This is a genomic window from Paraburkholderia flava (assembly GCF_004359985.1).
Taxonomy (GTDB): Bacteria; Pseudomonadota; Gammaproteobacteria; order Burkholderiales; family Burkholderiaceae; genus Paraburkholderia; species Paraburkholderia flava.
Window position 1 is genome coordinate 521,730 of the sequence record NZ_SMRO01000003.1, and the last position, 16,685, is coordinate 538,414.

Here is a 16,685-nt window from a genome sequence, read left to right on the forward strand (position 1 = left end):
GGCTACGGTGGTGAGTCGTAACGGCTAGATATACCGTGAGTTGAACGACAGAAGAGTCCGCAGTGTAGCCGACGCCGTCACGGGCCTGCGCAAGACACCGGACTTGCGACGACGAGAGACTTCACAAAACGCGACGCCCCTCCGACCCAACCCACGATCTTGCACACGCACTGCGGCGGTGCATCCCACGCCCCGACCCGGCGCACGAACCTTACGACCGGTGCAAGGATCGATGCGAATTTCATCGGAGCGCGAAGCGTCGTGTGCATGGAGCTTGCTTAGGGAGTACCGATGACGCACATTTCGGGAACGGATGTGCGATCGCGCCGACCGGCGGCCGATCGCTCCGCTCTCGTTCGAGAGGAATGCATGACGATTGCGCAACAGGAAAGGACCGCGGCTTCGCCGCATGGTTTCGAGATGTCGATGACCTCGGGCTTCGACCGCTATTCGGTGCTGCATAACGATCTCACGCTGACGAGCGCGTTCCAGCCGATCTTCAGCCTGTCGCACATGCGCGCGGTCGGCTACGAAGGGCTGCTGCGCGCCCACGATGCGCTCGACCGTCCGGTGTCGCCGCTCGACGTGTTCGGCCAGGCGTCGCGGCTCGGCGAAGTGCTGCAGGTCGATCGGCTCGCGCAGGCGCTGCATCTCGAAAACTTCAAGGTGCTCGGCGCGGAGCGCGAATGGCTGTTCCTGAACGTGCATCCGGGCGCGCTGACCGATCCGTATCATGCGGCCGCGCTGCTCGCGAACCTGCGGCGGCTCGACATCTCGCCGCGCCGTATCGTGCTCGAAGTGCTCGAACAGCGCGCGGATGACATTGAACAACTCGCCGATGCGGTGCGCCGGTTCCGCGATCTCGGCTTCCTGATCGCACTCGACGATTTCGGCGCGGGCCATTCGAACGTCGAGCGCATCTGGCAGATGAATCCCGACATCGTGAAGCTCGATCGCGTGATGCTGTCGCACGCCGCGCATCGTGCCGACATGGCGGCGATCCTGCCGGGTCTCGTGTCGCTGCTGCACGAGGCGGGCAAGCTGGTGCTGATCGAAGGCGTCGAGACCGAGCACGAAGCGCAGATGGCGCTCGCGTGCGACGCCGATTTCGTGCAGGGATTTTTCTTCGGCCGGCCGAACCCCGGCGTCGCGGACAGCGCGCATGCAGCGCAGTGCATCGGCGAGCTGACCGAGCGCTATCGCTTGCAGACCGAAACCCGCGAGCGTCAGGACGCGACCCGTCTCGCGCCGTATCTGCGCGCCTTCGAGCGGGCGGCCGAACGTCTGACGGCGGGTGAACCGCTCGACGAAGTGTGCTGGAACTTCCTCGCACTCGACGATGCCGCGCGCTGCTTCCTGCTCGACGGCAACGGCCGGCAGTCGGGTCGCAACGTCGTGCTGCGCGCGGATCGCGCGGCGCACGAAACGCGTTTCCTGCCGCTCGCCGATGCGCAGGGCGCGAACTGGCTGCGCCGGCCGTACTTCCGTGCGGCGATCGCGACGCCGGATCGCGTGCACGTGACGCGGCCGTATCTGTCGATCAACGAGGCGATGCCTTGCGTGACGCTGTCGGTCGCGACGCGGATCGGCGGGCAGACCTGCGTGCTGTGCGGCGATATCGACTGGGTGGACAGCTAGCGGTTCTGAGATGATGGCGTCTTCGACGACGCCACCCTCACGACCGCACCATGTCTCCTTCTTCCGTTCTGCTCGAAGTCATCGCCACCACCATTGCGGACGCGCGGCTTGCCGCGCAGGGCGGCGCCGACCGGCTCGAACTCGTGACCGCGATGGGCGAGGGCGGTTTGACGCCGAGCATCGGCATGGTCGAAGCGGTCGTCGATGCGGTTGCGATTCCGGTCAATGTGATCGTGCGGCCGCATAGCCGGTCGTTTGTTTTCGATGCCGACGATTACACCGCGATGGCGCGCGACGTTCGCGCGATTGCCGCAGTCGGTGCGCATGGCGTGGTGATCGGGATGTTGACGCCGTCGCGTGAGATCGATCGCGACGGTCTCGCGCGCTTGATCGATGCAGCCGGCGATCTGGCGGTGACGTTTCACCGCGCATTCGACGAAGCCCGCGATCTGCACGAAGCGCTCGATGTGCTGCTCGGCTTCGATGCGGTGACGAACGTGCTGACGTCGGGCGGAAAGCCTTCGGTCTTGCAATCAGTCGATACGATCCGCGCGCTGGTGGCACGCGCGGCCGGTTCGCGCTGCACGGTGCTGGCGGGTGCTGGTTTGACGATCGACAGTGTTGCGGGCTTCGTGTACGACACCGGCGTTCGCGCGGTGCACTTCGGGTCTGGTGTGCGGATCGATGGTAATGGGCTTGCGCCGGTCGATCCGTCGAAGGTTGCGCGTGTCAGGGCGTTGCTTGACGGTTTGACCTGACGCGCGCCTTAACCGTCACTTCGCAACCACCACCGGAATCCCACGCAACGCGCCCGCCCCCTTCGCGTGCTGCAACGTCTGCTGCACCACTGCCGATGTCGCCGCTTCAAGATTCAACTGCGCGGCAAGATCGCGTTCGCTGCGCTTCACGCCCGCAAGGTTCGCGACCTTCACGTGACCATAGCCACGCACACGCGCATGCAGATCGGCGAGCTTGCCGACGGTTTCGACCGTCTGCGGCGTCACCGCTGACAGCGCGCGTTGCAGCGTAACCTCGTAATCGTCGGCGAGCGCGCGTTCCATCCGGCGTTCGAGCGTTTTGCCGAACGGATCGAGCATCGTGCCACGCAGCCCACGCCATTTCGCGAGCACGCCGAACACCGGCCACATCCATTGCCCGAACGTGATCTTGCGCGGCACTTCGCCGTGCTTCGAGCGCGCCAGCCCGGGCGGCGCGAGATTGAAACGCACGCCGAAGTCCTTGCCCGCGACGCCTTCGAACTGCGCTTCGAGCGCCGTGCGGAACGTCGGGTCGGCATGCAGGCGCGCCACTTCGTATTCGTCCTTCACCGCGAGCAGACGATAGAACGTCGTCGCAACCGCACGCGCGATGCGCTCGCCGCCCACGCTGCTTTCCGCGTGCCGCGCCGCATCGACGAGTGCGCGATAGCGCTTCGCATACGCCGCGCCGCCGTACCTCACCAGACGCGCTTCGCGGTCGGCGATCAGTTCGTCGAGCGTATCGATGCGCAGCGTCGGCTGCGCGGTATGACGTGCTGCCCACAGCGCTTCGAGCGCGGCCGGATCGGAGGCGGCGAGACGGCCCACCGCGAACGCGAGCTGGTTCATCGGCACCGCGACGTTGTTCAACTCGATCGCGCGCATCAATGCGCCGAGCGACACCGGCACAAGCCCAAGCTGCCACGCGAAACCGAGCATCAGGATGTTCGCGCCGATCGTGTCGCCGAGAAAACGTGTCGCGAGCGACTGCGCATCGCACGACGACATACGTTCGTCGCCGGCCGCGTGACGCATCTTGTCGTACAGCGCGTCGGCATGCAGGTTCGCGTCGGGGTTCTGCACGAACGACGCGTTCGGGATCGCGTGCGTGTTGACGACGATGCGCGTACGGCCATGACGTACCGTCTGCAGCGCATCGGCGCTCGCGCCGACCACCATGTCGCACGCGAGCAGAACGTCGGCCTGCTGCGTGTCGATGCGCACCTGGTTCAGCCACTCGTCGCGTGCGGCGAAGCGCACGAACGACAGCACCGAGCCGCCCTTCTGCGCGAAGCCCATGAAGTCGAGCACCGACGCGCTCTTGCCTTCGAGATGCGCAGCCATGCTGATCAGCGCGCCGACCGTCACAACGCCCGTGCCGCCGACACCGGTGACGAGAATGTCGTACGGCGCAGCATCAAGGTGACCTTGCGGCAACGCGAGCGCATCGACGCGCGTGGCCAGCGCTTCCACGTCGAACGCGACACCCGCGGCCTTCTTCAGCTTGCCGCCTTCGATCGTCACGAAGCTCGGGCAGAAGCCGTTCACGCACGAGTAGTCCTTGTTGCACGACGACTGATCGATGCGGCGCTTTCTGCCGAGCGGCGTTTCGACCGGTTCGACCGACAGGCAGTTCGACTGCACGCCGCAATCGCCGCAGCCTTCGCACACGGCTTCGTTGATGAAGAGACGCTTGTCCGGATCGGGGAATTCGCCTTTCTTGCGGCGCCGGCGCTTTTCGGCTGCACAGGTCTGGTCGTAGATCAGCACCGTGACGCCGTCGATGTCGCGCAGCAGACGCTGCACCGCATCGAGTTCGCTGCGGTGGTGGAATGTCGTGCCTTGAGGAAAGAGGCCATGATGGCCGTCGTATTTCTCCGGCTCGTCGCTGACGACGACGAAGCGCGACACGCCCTCCGCTTCGACCTGACGCGCGATCTGCGGCACCGAGATGCTGCCGTCGACCGGCTGGCCGCCTGTCATCGCGACCGCGTCGTTGTAGAGGATCTTGTACGTGATCGTCGCTTTTGCGGCGACGGCCTGGCGGATCGCGAGAATGCCCGAGTGAAAGTACGTGCCGTCGCCGAGATTCTGGAATACGTGGCGCGTTTTCGTGAACATCGAATGCGCGGCCCAGTCGACGCCTTCGCCGCCCATCTGGATCAGCCCGGTCGTGTCGCGTTCCATCCACGACGCCATGAAGTGACAGCCGATGCCCGCCTGCGCGATCGAGCCTTCCGGCACTTTCGTCGACGTGTTGTGCGGGCAGCCGGAGCAGAAGTACGGCGTGCGCTTTACCGAGTCGGCGGCGTTCGACAGGATCTGCGGCGCGACCAGATCGACGACGCGTTCGCGCCGGTCGAGTGCGGGCTTGTGATGCGCGAGCCAGTTCGCGAACACCGGCAGGATGCGCGACGGCCGCAGCTCGCCGAGCGCCGACAGCAGCGGCGTGCCGTCGGCTGCGTGCTTGCCGGTGACGATCGGCCGCGCGCCGGTCGTGCGGTTGTACAGATAGTCCTTGATCTGCTGCTCGATGACCGGGCCTTTCTCCTCGATCACCAGCACGTCGGAGAGACCCGCGACGAACGCGTCGATGCGCGTCATTTCGAGCGGGAACGACAGCCCGACCTTGTAGATCCGCACACCGGCGGCTTCGAGATCGGCGACGGTCAGATCGAGCCGGCGCAGCGCTTCCATCAGATCCAGATGCGCCTTGCCGCACGTGACGATGCCGACGTTCGCGTGCGGGCTCGGCGCGATCCAGCGGTCGATGCTGTTGGTGCGCGCGAAGTGACGCACCGCGTCGAGCTTCGCGTGCAGACGCTGTTCGATCGTCAGGCTCGGCAGATCGGGCCAGCGGTTGTGCAGACCGCCGGCCGGCGGCGCGAAATCTTCGGGCGCGTTCCATTCGGTGCGCAGCGCGTCGAGATCGACGGTCGAGCCGGACTCGACTGTTTCGGAGATCGCCTTGAACCCGACCCACGCGCCCGAGTAGCGCGACAGCGCCCAGCCGTACAGGCCGAACTCGAGCATGTCCGACACGTTCGACGGATTCACGACCGGCATGTGCCACGCGATCATCGCGAAGTCGCTTTGATGCGGCATCGACGACGACACGCAGCCATGATCGTCGCCCGCGACGACCAGCACGCCGCCGTGCGGCGACGAGCCGTACGCGTTGCCGTGCTTCAGCGCATCGCCCGCGCGATCGACACCCGGCCCCTTGCCGTACCACATCGCGAATACGCCTTCGACGGTGCGCTCCGGGTCCGACTCCACGCGCTGCGTGCCGAGCACGGCGGTGCCGCCGAGCTCTTCGTTGATCGCGGGGAGGAAGCGCACGTCGTGCGAGTCGAGCAGTTTCTTCGCTTTCCACAACTGCTGATCGACCATGCCGAGCGGCGAGCCGCGATAGCCGCTGATAAAGCCGGCCGTGTTCAGGCCACGCGCGCGGTCGGCGTCGCGCTGCATCAGCGCGAGACGCACGAGCGCTTGAGTGCCGGTCAGGAAGATGCGGCCGCGGGTGGCGGTGAGATTGTCCGACAGGCGGTAGTCGGACAGGGCAGGCGTGCCGTCGATCGGCAGGCGGGCGGTCATGGGGAAGTCTCCGATGTCGACCGGAGTAAGGGCTTTAGCCCTTACTCCGGTCCCATGCAACGTTGTTATGCGTCCGCGCCCGTGCGAGGTAAGGAGAAGTAAGCACACGAGCGGCGAAAGAGACTCTATTTTTTCGCGCCGATCAGAGAGGATTTTTTCTAAGTTCGCGCGCGATTTCGGAGAGTGCGCGATGGGGCCGGCGTTTCATCGAGTTTTTGAGTGAGTTTCGCCGCGACGAGGGTCTGCCGCCAGATTCGATCTGGAAATTACGCACGGCAGCGGAACGACTGAAAAAGCGTATCGACTACGCTCTTCTTCGCCCACAGTATGCGTCGCGGATAGGACAAAACCCTAGGCCGCACTTTATACTTCTCGCCTAATAAATAAGCGCGCGTGCCCGGAAATATCGACTGGGCACCCAACCACACGACCAACGGGGCAACGATGGAGCAGGGTCTGGAAACAGCGGGGCGAGTGGCGGTCATTTCATCACGGGCAGTCGGCGATTCGCTGCTGCTGATGACGGTCGCGCACAATCTGCAATTGAACGGCGCAACGGTCACCGTATTCGGCCGCCATGTTCATGCGTTGCGCGAGTGGTTTCCGGGCGTCGAGGTCAGGCCTCCGCTCGATGCCGCGATGGCGCAAACCACGCTCGCCGGTTTCTCGCTGGTTCTGGCGCTTCATCCCACGCTCGATCTGACGGGTAAGCATCCGCAAGTCGTGCTGCTCGATCATCTTTGCAATAACGGATCGAAGGACCCGATGGCGCACCGGCTGTTCGATTTTTGCCGGGACGGCCTCCATCTTCCGGTCACCGAGAACTCAAACGGTCTTACCGCTCCGGCGAAACTCCAGCATCGCAAGTACACGGACCGCGTGATCATTCATCCCACCGCGAGCACCGCGGACAAATGCTGGCTCAAGTCGCGCTATGTCCGGCTGGCGAAGCGGCTGCGCCGGCATGGCTTCGATCCTCATTTCGTGGTCGCACCGGAAGAGCGCAGCGCGTGGGTCGACGTTCTCGACGAAGGACTGCAAGTGCCGGCGTTCGATACGCTCGGCGACGTCGCGGCCTGGGTCTACGAGAGCGGCTGGTTCATCGGTAATGACTCCGGCATCGGCCATCTCGCGTCGAATCTCGATATCCCGACGCTTTCACTGTTCATGCGGCGCGGCATCGCGCGGACCTGGCGTCCGGGTTGGGGCGGCGGGTTGGTGCTGATCGGTAGCTCGTTTCTCCCTGGTGGCGCGCGGTTCAAGGAGCGTTTCTGGAAGTACGCGCTGACGGTCGGCCGGGTCGAACGTGCTTTCGCGCAGTTGCGGCGATCCGCCGGTCAGGCTTCGTCGCAAAAAGGCGCGGCGGTTGCCGCCGCCGCATTCGTACGGGAAGCGGCATGAACGCTCGTCTCGAAGCCCGCATGCTCGCCCGACAGCACGCGAGTACCGAACCGCAGCTGGATAAAGGCAGCCTCGGGCGGGTCGCGTTCTCGATGTCGAATGCGATCGGCGATTCGCTGGTCTCGATGATCATCGTCCGCAACCTGATGAAGAACGGCATCGACGTGACGGTCTACGGTAACCCTGCGTACGCGCTTCGACACTGGTTCCCGGAGGTCGCCGTGCGTCGCCTGCCGACCGAAGAGGACAGCGCGAGTACGTTCGCCGAATACGACACCGTCCTGCAGATGCAGTGGAACCAGCCGCTCGTCCGGTTGCTGGATGCGCATCCGCGTGTGAGGACGCTCCACGACGTCGAGTTCGGCGAGCATCCCGGTTGCATGGCGGAACGCTTCGCGGACTTTTGCCGCAACGAACTGGCACTGGACGGCGTCGATCTCGGCAACGGTATCGCGGCGCCGGCCGGTCTGCAGCATCGACGTCACAGCAAACGGATCGTCATTCATCCCGAGGCCAGCACGGACGACAAGCGCTGGCCTGCTGAACGCTTCGTGAAGCTGGCGCGCCGGCTGCAAAAGAAAGGCTACGAGCCGCATTTCGTGATCGCGCCGCATGAGCGGGCGCGCTGGAAAGACGTACAGATGTTCGATATACCCGTTCCCGTATTCGACGATCTCGGCACGTTGGCTGCCTGGGTCTACGAGTCCGGATACTTCATCGGCAACGATTCAGGCATTGGACACCTCGCCTCCAACCTCGACATTCCGGCAGTGAGCCTGTTTCGCCGCAGAGGCGTTGCGGCACGCTGGCGGCCGGTGTGGGGCGCAGTCGAGGTTATCCTTCCGTGGCAGTGGGTTCCGACGTCGCGATTGAAAGAGCGTTTCTGGAAAGAGACGCTCACGTGTTCGCGCGTGATGGCCGCTTTTATGAGGATGACCAGTCGGTATCCTGTTCCCGCATCGCAGTCGGCGTGAGGGGCTTGATCGGCGCAACGGATTCGACCGAGCGTGTTCTCGCGATCCGGCAGGCCGATATAGCGCATCTGCGATGCTAAAGAAAGTCAGACATGCAAAAAACAATTCATATATTCAACGGATTCCAGAATCCGAACGGAGGAAGCGAGCAGGAGACGCTGAGTCTCACGCATCTGCTAGGCGAGAAGAGCGAGGTTCGTCTGTGGTCGTCGTCGTCGCGCAGTTCGCCCGAGCTGGCGCAGAAGCTCCGTATTACCTATCCTGGCGTCGCGCCGGGACATCGCCCGAACGGTGGCACCTATGTCTTTGTCGGTGCGCACTGGCATAACAAGGTATGGCCTTACCTTGCGCCGGCACCGGAACGCCTGATTTACGTGTTCAACACGTTTCACCCGAAGATCCTCGCGCTGACGTCGAAGCATCCGCCGTTGCTCCGCTGGCCGAAGACGGAATACGTGCTGCTGTCGGAGTTCCAGAAAAAGCTGCTTGGGGTGGACGGTGTCGTGCACCCGTCGCCGATCGATATCGACCTGTTCAAGCCGGTGCCGCGCGCGGCGAATGAACGGCCGGTGCTGGGACGTCTGAGTCGCGATATCCTGGACAAGCATCATGAAGACGATCTCGCGCTGTATCGCGACTGGTCGGCTCAGGCCGTCGATATCAAACTGCAGGGCGCCACCTGTCTGCGCCCGGCGCTCGGCGATCACGCGAACATCGACCTTCTTCCCGAAGGCTCGACGTCCGCTGTGGATTTTTTGCGCTCGCTCGACATCTTCTACTACCGGACCGGTACGCACGTCGAAACGTTCGGCCGGGTCGTGTTCGAGGCGATGGCCTGCGGTGTTCCGGTTGTCTGTCACCGGCGCGGCGGCTATGTCGATTCGATCCGGCATGGCGACAACGGCTTTCTCTTCGATACCGCCGACGAGGCGCGCGAACTCGTCACCGCCCTGATCGCCGATCCTGCGCTACGCGCGGCAGTCGGCCGGCGCGCCCGACAGACAGTCGAGTCGATGTACTCGAAAGAAGCGTCGGAGAGCCGCGCCGAATTTTTTCGTCAGGCACGACCCGCCCGCTGAGCACAATCCGTAGACGTAAGGTCTGCAAAGTCACAGGGAGCAGTCCCGGCTCCCGCTGTTCAAGATCGCGACGGGATAAGGAAGAAATATGCAGATGATGTTTTCACAAAAGAGCGATCGATCGGCAACGGCGTCGTACCCATTGTTCCTCGCGAGAGCGTTCGCGGTGGCGACGCTGTGCGCAGTGCCCATTTCGACGGCCGGGGTCAATCTCGGCTGCGGGCTGGTGCTGCTGTTCGCGTTGCTGTCCCCTGAAGCATGGCGAGCCTGCGGAAAGATCCGCACGTCGCCGGCCAGCGTGAGCGCGCTGATCCTGTTCGCTGCGCTCGCGCTAAGCATGCTCTACACGTCCGCGCCCCGCAGCGAGGCTTTCGACTTCCTGCTGAAGTACCGAAAGCTGCTGCTGATACCGGTGCTGTTCCTGGTCTTCCATGGCAGCGACCGGTCAAAGTGGTCGCGTGCAGCGATATGGGCATTGTTTGCGTCGCTGACGCTGACGATGGTGCTTACCTACACGAACTTTTTCGGCTGGACGGCTGTCGGGCCGCTGCACGGCAACGACCCGCTGACGCGGCCGTGGGTCTTCAAGGATCACATCTCGGCCGGCCTGATGATGGCGTTTCTCGCGTGGCTGTCGATGGCGCTGGCCGCGGCTTCGCGTCAATGGATCGGACAGTGGACGCTGCGGCTCGTCGCGCTGCTTGCGCTCATCAACGTGCTGTTCGTTTTGCAGGGGCGCACCGGACAGGTCGTCGCGATTGCGTATATGGCCGTGTATATCGGACTGCAATTGTGGAAGGTCAAGCGTCACGGCGCATGGGTCCGCTGGATTGCGGTCGTGGCCAGCGTCGCGGCGTGCGTGTGCCTGGTGGGCTACGCGTTCACGGCGAAGGATTCGCGCCTCGCCGATACGTCGCAGGAAATTACCCAGTACGAGGTGTACAACAAGGACACGTCGATGGGCGTGCGGCTCGAATTTTATCGACGGAGCGTCGAGCTGATCCTGCATCGACCGGTGGCCGGATACGGCATCGGCAGCGTTCGAACCGAGTTCGAACGGATCGCGAAGAACAACACCGGTGGCCGGGCCGCGATGGCCAGCAATCCTCACAACGAATACCTGTTGATGGGGGTGCAGCTTGGGTTGATCGGGCTGGCGTTGTTTGTGCTGTTTCTCGTCGCGATCGAGCGGGAGGGGCGGAGGCTGGATGCGCTTTCGCGCGCGGTCGTCTATGGGTATCTGCTTGCCTTCGTGCTGGGCTGTTTCGCCAACTCGCTGTTGCTTAACTTCACCGAAGGGAATCTGTTTGTTTTGCTGATGGGGATTCTGCTTGTCAGCGGACGTGGGGGTGAGGGTGTCCGTGGTGAGGCTCTGCAAACGGTTTGAGTGAGGGTTAAGGCGAGGTTGTCAGCCGGCATTCGAACGCCGTTTCACCGCCCATATCCACCCGCCCCCCATTGCAGTACCCTGACACTTCGCCCTCAGCCTGCGGAGTCCACCGATGAAACTCTATTACTGGCCGAAGACCCGCGCGTTCCGCGCGCTCTGGATGCTCGAAGAAATCGGTGCGCATTACGATCTCGTGCGTGTGAACATCCGCGCGGGCGAGCAGGGCACGGCGGACTACCGCGGCGTCAATCCGATGACCAAGCTGCCGGCACTCGACGACGACGGCGTGCGCGTCGCGGAATCCGGCGCGGTGCTGCTGTATCTCGCCGATCGCTTTCCGGCCGCGAATCTCGGCGCACCGCTCGACGATCCATTGCGTGGCCGCTTTCTGCAATGGCTGTTCTTCACGCCCGGCTGTCTCGAGCCGGCGATGGCCGAGAAGATCACCGGCTCGGCGGGCAATTCGTTCAGTTTCGGATGGGGCGATCTCGATCGCGTGAAGCAGGCGATCGACGGTGCGCTCGACGAAGGCGAATGGCTGCTCGGCGAGCGCTTCACGGCGGCGGATCTGCTGCTCGTCAGCACGCTGCAGGTCGCATTCGCGGCGAAACTGCTGGAGCCGAAGGACAAGATCGGCGATTACGTCGGCCGGGCGCTCGCGCGTGACGCACACACGCGCGCCGTCGCGGTCGAGCAGCGCGAACGGGACGCGCTGAAGTAACGCGTTGCGTCACGTACACTGCGTGCGTTACGGTTGCGGCGCGATCAACTCGTGCGCTTCGAGCGGGACGACGTCGTCGAAATGCGTGTAGTCGATGTAACTGACGCCGTGCTCATCGCGGATCAGATCGACATAGCGATGCTGCCAGCGCACGCTCGCCGATGGCCACGTGTAGCGCGCCTGCATCGTCTGCGCGGTGGTTTCGTCGGAGCCTTCGATTGTGATCAGCAGCGACGCGTCGCTGGCCGCGAGTGTTTCGGCGGTTTCGCCGAATAGCGGGCTCGTCTCGTCGATGATGTGCATCAGGTTCCAGCCGAGCAGAAACACCGGATGCTGGTCGCGCACTAGCACGAGGTCGCGGATCTTGCGCGACGTATAGCCTTCCGACGTGGTTTCGAGGCGCATCATCCGCAGCTTCGCGCGCGCTTCGGCGATCACGTTCTGCCGTCCGTTCGCGGCGCGCACGATCAGCGTCATTTGGCCTTCAAGCGGTCGCACGACCGCATAGCGCGCAAACATGATCTTCGCGCGCGGCCGCGAGAAGCGCGCGAAGATCAGCCCGGTCGCCAATGCGATGCCGGACATCCCGATGAAAATCTCGAGCGTCGCGATCAGGTGCGCGTAGTAGGTCTGCGGATGCATGTCGCCGTAGCCGACCGTCGCCAGCGTTTCGACGCTGAAGAAGAACGCGCCGGCGAAACCGTGCGGATACTGGTTGGCGATCGGCGCGGTGCCGAGCAGATACAGCGACGCGAACGCGGTGTTCAGCAGCAGGAACAGCACTGCGAGCGAAACGAAGAACGTCGGCCAGTTGACGAGCAGCGCGCGGTGATACAGATCCTGCCAGAAGCGGACCGGCGCGTTCTGCGCGAACACGACGCGGCCGAGTCCATTGAGGCGGCGCCCGCGGTGGCGCAACGGCGCCTCGTCGGTAGTTTCGGCGCTGCGTGGGTCGTTCTGCGAATCCGTGGCCATCGCGTTCCTGGCGAGATGAAAACGCGCACAGCGTAGCACGCAGCGTGGCGCGCGCCGCTTTCACCAAACCAACGCGTCCTGCCTTATCAAACCAGCACCCGCCGCTTCAAGGAAACCCTCGCGGCTTCGGGATCCCCGCGCCGTGATCGATGTCGGACACGGCCTGTCGATGTGCCGTTTCGATCGCTTCTTCGAGTTCCGCATAGCCGGCGTCGCCGCCGACGGTGATCCACGTTTGCACGGCCTTGTCGCGATGACGGATTTCGTATTCGGCGTCCCAGCGCGCGCTTTGCAGTTCGAGCGGGCGCACGTGGATCGCGTAGACGCCGTAGAGATAGAGCTGATCAGCCATGGTTACCTCCAGCTGTTCAGGGGAGTGAGAGAGAAAAGACCCGCGCGGACCTGCTGTCCGCTTAAAGTTCCAGTTCGCCGAGGATGCGATGCGCGAGCGCCTTCGCTTCTTCGAAGGCTTCTTCCGGCGTGGACGACGTCGCATCGACCTCGTAAAGCGTGCTCTCCGGCTCGTCGCCTTCGTCGCGCGCGAGCGAGACCACGCCCTGGTACTTGTCCGCGTCTACCGGTCGCACCGTGGCGGTGGCCGTGTAGATCCCTTTGGTATAGGTGATGTCGTCCATGATGCATCTCCTGCAAGGGGGAGATTCCATCCTAGCACGGCGATTCGATGTGCACCGATGGGTAAATCGGTGCGTGATCGCGTTGATGTGGAGACGAATTTCGCGTCGCGCGAATCAGGGAGGCGGTACGGCGCGTGACCGGAATCGCGCGCCGTACTGTGCAGCTATTGCGGCAGATTTAGTGGCTTCAACACAGTCACTGACCGAGCAGCGCAACGACTTCGTCGAGCGACGGCGAATGCGCGCCCGCGTGCCGGCACGCAGCCGCACCCGCCGCAAGCGCGAACGACAGATGTTCGCCCCACGCGCGCTGCGGCGCCGTCATCAGACTGAACAGCAGCCCGCCGATCGACGCATCGCCGGCACCGACCGTGTCCGCCACTTCGACGCGCGGCGGCTGCGCTTCGACGATCGTATCGCCGTCGATCAGCGTCGCCGGTTCCGGTCCGCGCGTGACCAGCACGACGGCAGCCGGATTCAGCGCGCGCAGTTGCGCGAGTGCGGCGGGTTCGTCGTCGGTCTTGAACAGCAGACGCAGATCTTCATCGGACACCTTGATCAGATCGGCGAGCGCAGCCATCCGGCGCAACGTCGGCTCGTAGCCGTGCGCCATCAGGTTGCGGTAGTTCGGGTCGAAGCTGATTTTGACGCCGTTCGCGCGCAGTTCGGCGGCGAGCGTCGCGAGCGTTTCGCCGAGCGGCTGACGCACGAGACTGATGCAGCCGAAGTGCGCCCACTTCACTTCCTTCGTCCATCCGGCCGGCAGTTGCGCGGGATCGAACGCGAGGTCGGCGCTGTTGTCGCCCATGAAGAAATAGGTGGGCGGATGCGTTTCGTGGACCACTGCGAGCAGCGGCGCGCGATCGACGCGCTGCATGAAGCGCATGTCGAGCCCGCCGTCGACGCTCGCGTTCCAGATCGCGTCGGAGAAATAGTCAGTGCCCACTGCGCCTGCGCAGGCAGTCGGCACGCCGAGACGCGCGACCGCGCGCGCGACGTTCCAGCCTGCGCCGCCGGGCACCGACAGCCAGCGCGACGTATCGGTGCGCACGAGGTCGGTGAGGATGTCGCCGGCGGAAACGAACTGCGGCAATGGAGTCGAATCGGTCATCGTGCTCATCGTGCTCATCGTGCGGAAGCGGAGAGGGCAGCCGCAGCAGCGACAGGTTCGTCCGCGGCGAGCGCATGCGCCAGCACTTCGTAGCAGGCGCCCATCGTGTGGTAATCGGTCTTGCCGGCCGGGCTCTTTTCGTCGCTGTACTTGCGGTTGTCGCACGTGAGGATGCGATACCACGCGCCGTACTGATGATCGACGAAATAAGTCCAGCTATAGCGCCACAGTTCGTCGTACCAGTCCCAGAAGCGTTCGTTGCCGGTGCGTTTGCCGAGCAGCGCGGCGGTCGCGAAGGTTTCGGCCTGCACCCAGAAATACTTGTCGTGATCGCAGACCGTGCCGTCCGGCCCGAAGCCGTAGTACAGCCCGCCGTGATCGTTGTCCCACGCACGCGACATCGCGGCGTCGAAGAGTTCGATCGCGCGCGGCAGCAGCCACGGCAGCGGCCGGTGCCGTTCGAGAATCAGCAGCAGCTTCGCCCATTCGGTCTGATGACCCGGCTGAAAACCCCACGGCCGGAAGATGTTCGAGCTGTCTTCCTCGTTGTAGTGCCAGTCGACCGACCAGTCCGCGTGAAAGTGTTCCCACACGAGTCCCTGCGACAGCTTTGCCTGGCGCAGCGTGATGTTCGACGCGACACGTTCCGCGCGGTCGAGGTAGACGAGATGACCAGTCGCCTCGTACGCGGCGAGCAGCGCCTCGGTGGTGTGCATGTTCGCGTTCTGGCCGCGATACGAACTCACACGCCAGTCAGCGGAGGCCTCGTCGGCGTAGAGGCCGGCGGCGGCGTCCCAGAAGCGGTGTTCCATCAGTTCGAAGGTCGCGGCGATCATCGGCTTCGCTTCTTCGATGCCGGCCATCGCCGCATGCGCGTACGCGAGCAGCACGAACGCGAGGCCGTAGCAATGACGCGTCGCGTCGAGCGTACGCTTCGTGCCGTCGCGCCACTCGAGTTCCCAGTCGTAGCCTTCGTGCTGCGGATCCCAGTGCACCTCGCGCATGAAGCGCACACCGTGGCGCGCGTATTCCAGATGCTTCGGATCGCCGAACTGACGGTACGCCATCGCGTAGTTGAACACGTAGCGGCAGCTGCTGACGAGGTGACGCGTGGTGCGGTCGTAGATCGAACCGTCGTCGCGGAAGAAATGGAAGAAGCCGCCGCTCGGATCGAGCACGTTCGGCGCGTAGAAGCGCAGCGTGTCTTCGATGTGCGACACCAGGAAGGCGCGCTCGCGGAAGTTCGCGACGTGCGGGACGCTGACGGGTGTATCGGCGGATGAGGTTGGACGAGTCGTGTCGGTTTGCGTCATGGCTTGTTCACCGAAGTGCTGGCACGGGTAATCAGATGGACGGGCACGCGGATCTCGAGTTCGGTCGGCGTGTCCGCTAGCAGCAGTTCGACGCCGCGACGGCCGAGCGCTTCCTTGTCGACGGCGATCGTCGACAGCGGCGGCGTCGCGTGCGCGGCGGCAGGAATATCGTCGAAGCCGACGATCGCGATGTCTTCCGGAACGCGCAATCCGCGCGCGAGACAGACACGCAGCGCAGCGAGCGCGGCGGCATCGTTGTACGCGAAGAGCGCGTCGGGTTTCGGGCCGGGTGCGTCGAGCAGGCGTTGCATCGCGCGCGCACCGCCGGTGTCGGGATCGAGCCCTGCGTCGATCGTCACTTCGAGCGACGGATCGAACAGCAGCCCTGCCTCGAAGAACGCCCGACGATAACCGAGCGCGCGCTCCGCGATGCTGAAGTGCGCGAGCGAGCCGCCGATGAACGCGATGCGCGTGCGCTTCTGCGCAAACAGATGCTGCATCGCGAGCGCGGCGCCGGTCGCGTTGTCGAGATTCACCGAGCGCAGGCCCGGCGACCACAGGTCGATCAGCACGATGGGCCGTTGCATCGCGACGAGTGTGGCGAGCGTCTCCGGCTCGACGAACCCGGCGATCGCGATCGCATCCGGCGCGTGGACGCGCATTTGCTGGATCACGTCTTCGGTCGGACCGGCGGTGAGCAGCGACGGCACGATCCCGCGTTCGCGGCACGCGTCCTCGACGCCGTGCAGCACGTGCGAGAAAAACGGCGTGGTCGTGAAGTTGTTGTGCTGACGATGCAGCAGGAACGTGAGCCGGCGAATGCGCGGACGCAGCTGCGCGGCATCGTAGCCGAGGCGCCGCGCAGTCTCGACGACACGACGACGCGTCGCATCCGACAGACCCGGCTGGTTCTTCAATGCACGTGAGACGGTGCCGATCGACACGCTCGCCTCACGGGCAACATCGCGGATGGTAGTGGCCATCGGTCGGGACGGGCGCGCGAACGCTCCGGACAGGTTTCAGGTCCGGTGGATTGTATAGTAAAACTTATCTCGCAAACCCCTCGATGATGCTTATCTACCCCAGTAGATAC

General features: G+C 64.2%; 14 protein-coding genes. 7 read left to right on the top strand and 7 right to left on the bottom strand.

Annotation, left to right across the window (positions count from 1 at the left end):
• The first annotated feature begins 369 nt into the window (after positions 1-369).
• Positions 370-1,638: a sensor domain-containing phosphodiesterase gene (locus tag E1748_RS24775; RefSeq protein ID WP_133649911.1), complete on the top strand. Its 1,269-nt coding sequence runs from the start codon at positions 370-372 to the stop codon at positions 1,636-1,638.
• Between the two features lie 50 nt (positions 1,639-1,688).
• Entirely contained in the window at positions 1,689-2,396 is a 708-nt protein-coding gene (locus E1748_RS24780) for a copper homeostasis protein CutC (RefSeq protein ID WP_133649912.1), read from the top strand.
• Positions 2,397-2,411: 15 nt separating this feature from the next.
• Here the strand turns inward: E1748_RS24780 and E1748_RS24785 are convergent, their stop codons facing one another.
• Positions 2,412-5,993: an indolepyruvate ferredoxin oxidoreductase family protein gene (locus E1748_RS24785; RefSeq protein ID WP_133649913.1), complete on the bottom strand. Its 3,582-nt coding sequence runs from the start codon at positions 5,991-5,993 to the stop codon at positions 2,412-2,414.
• 444 nt (positions 5,994-6,437) lie between these two features.
• Between E1748_RS24785 and E1748_RS24790 the strand changes: the two genes are divergently transcribed.
• From E1748_RS24790 to E1748_RS24810, 5 genes are all read left to right on the top strand, one after another.
• Complete coding sequence (locus tag E1748_RS24790) at positions 6,438-7,394, top strand: glycosyltransferase family 9 protein (RefSeq protein WP_133649914.1); 957 nt, start codon at positions 6,438-6,440, stop codon at positions 7,392-7,394.
• Positions 7,391-8,368, top strand: coding sequence for a glycosyltransferase family 9 protein (locus tag E1748_RS24795; protein ID WP_240766779.1), 978 nt, complete (start codon positions 7,391-7,393; stop codon positions 8,366-8,368). Before E1748_RS24790 ends, E1748_RS24795 begins: the two co-directional genes overlap by 4 nt.
• Positions 8,369-8,460: 92 nt before the next feature.
• Positions 8,461-9,447 (top strand): glycosyltransferase family 4 protein, encoded by a 987-nt coding sequence (locus tag E1748_RS24800; protein WP_133649915.1) that lies wholly within the window; start codon positions 8,461-8,463, stop codon positions 9,445-9,447.
• Positions 9,448-9,541: 94 nt separating this feature from the next.
• Positions 9,542-10,834 (top strand): O-antigen ligase family protein, encoded by a 1,293-nt coding sequence (locus E1748_RS24805; RefSeq protein WP_240766780.1) that lies wholly within the window; start codon positions 9,542-9,544, stop codon positions 10,832-10,834.
• A gap of 115 nt (positions 10,835-10,949) precedes the next feature.
• Positions 10,950-11,558, top strand: a complete 609-nt coding sequence (locus E1748_RS24810) for a glutathione S-transferase family protein (protein WP_133649916.1) — start codon at positions 10,950-10,952, stop codon at positions 11,556-11,558.
• A 27-nt stretch (positions 11,559-11,585) separates the two neighbouring features.
• Here E1748_RS24810 and E1748_RS24815 read toward each other — a convergent pair whose 3' ends face one another.
• The 6 genes from E1748_RS24815 to E1748_RS24840 all read right to left on the bottom strand — a co-directional run bounded on the left by E1748_RS24815 (position 11,586) and on the right by E1748_RS24840 (position 16,575).
• Positions 11,586-12,533 (bottom strand): ion channel, encoded by a 948-nt coding sequence (locus E1748_RS24815; protein ID WP_133649917.1) that lies wholly within the window; start codon positions 12,531-12,533, stop codon positions 11,586-11,588.
• Between the two features lie 106 nt (positions 12,534-12,639).
• Positions 12,640-12,885 carry a hypothetical protein gene (locus E1748_RS24820; protein ID WP_133649918.1) on the bottom strand — a complete coding sequence of 82 codons (246 nt, stop codon included), beginning with the start codon at positions 12,883-12,885 and terminating at the stop codon, positions 12,640-12,642.
• A gap of 61 nt (positions 12,886-12,946) precedes the next feature.
• Positions 12,947-13,168, bottom strand: coding sequence for a hypothetical protein (locus E1748_RS24825; protein WP_133649919.1), 222 nt, complete (start codon positions 13,166-13,168; stop codon positions 12,947-12,949).
• Positions 13,169-13,364: 196 nt separating this feature from the next.
• A complete protein-coding gene (locus tag E1748_RS24830; RefSeq protein WP_133650512.1) occupies positions 13,365-14,279 on the bottom strand; it encodes a carbohydrate kinase family protein in 915 nt (304 codons plus the stop codon).
• 14 nt (positions 14,280-14,293) lie between these two features.
• Complete coding sequence (locus E1748_RS24835; protein WP_133649920.1) at positions 14,294-15,592, bottom strand: AGE family epimerase/isomerase; 1,299 nt, start codon at positions 15,590-15,592, stop codon at positions 14,294-14,296.
• The gene (locus tag E1748_RS24840) at positions 15,589-16,575 is read right to left on the bottom strand and encodes a LacI family DNA-binding transcriptional regulator (RefSeq protein ID WP_133649921.1); all 987 of its coding nucleotides are present in this window, start codon (positions 16,573-16,575) and stop codon (positions 15,589-15,591) included. The genes E1748_RS24835 and E1748_RS24840 overlap by 4 nt, the downstream gene beginning before the upstream one ends.
• Between the last annotated feature and the right edge of the window lie 110 nt (positions 16,576-16,685).

Coding starts and splice junctions, on each gene's coding strand:
- E1748_RS24775 (WP_133649911.1), top strand. CDS start 370: ATGACGATTGCGCAACAGGAAAGGACCGCGGCTTCGCCGCATGGTTTC.
- E1748_RS24780 (WP_133649912.1), top strand. CDS start 1,689: ATGTCTCCTTCTTCCGTTCTGCTCGAAGTCATCGCCACCACCATTGCG.
- E1748_RS24785 (WP_133649913.1), bottom strand. CDS start 5,993: ATGACCGCCCGCCTGCCGATCGACGGCACGCCTGCCCTGTCCGACTAC.
- E1748_RS24790 (WP_133649914.1), top strand. CDS start 6,438: ATGGAGCAGGGTCTGGAAACAGCGGGGCGAGTGGCGGTCATTTCATCA.
- E1748_RS24795 (WP_240766779.1), top strand. CDS start 7,391: ATGAACGCTCGTCTCGAAGCCCGCATGCTCGCCCGACAGCACGCGAGT.
- E1748_RS24800 (WP_133649915.1), top strand. CDS start 8,461: ATGCAAAAAACAATTCATATATTCAACGGATTCCAGAATCCGAACGGA.
- E1748_RS24805 (WP_240766780.1), top strand. CDS start 9,542: ATGATGTTTTCACAAAAGAGCGATCGATCGGCAACGGCGTCGTACCCA.
- E1748_RS24810 (WP_133649916.1), top strand. CDS start 10,950: ATGAAACTCTATTACTGGCCGAAGACCCGCGCGTTCCGCGCGCTCTGG.
- E1748_RS24815 (WP_133649917.1), bottom strand. CDS start 12,533: ATGGCCACGGATTCGCAGAACGACCCACGCAGCGCCGAAACTACCGAC.
- E1748_RS24820 (WP_133649918.1), bottom strand. CDS start 12,885: ATGGCTGATCAGCTCTATCTCTACGGCGTCTACGCGATCCACGTGCGC.
- E1748_RS24825 (WP_133649919.1), bottom strand. CDS start 13,168: ATGGACGACATCACCTATACCAAAGGGATCTACACGGCCACCGCCACG.
- E1748_RS24830 (WP_133650512.1), bottom strand. CDS start 14,279: ATGACCGATTCGACTCCATTGCCGCAGTTCGTTTCCGCCGGCGACATC.
- E1748_RS24835 (WP_133649920.1), bottom strand. CDS start 15,592: ATGACGCAAACCGACACGACTCGTCCAACCTCATCCGCCGATACACCC.
- E1748_RS24840 (WP_133649921.1), bottom strand. CDS start 16,575: ATGGCCACTACCATCCGCGATGTTGCCCGTGAGGCGAGCGTGTCGATC.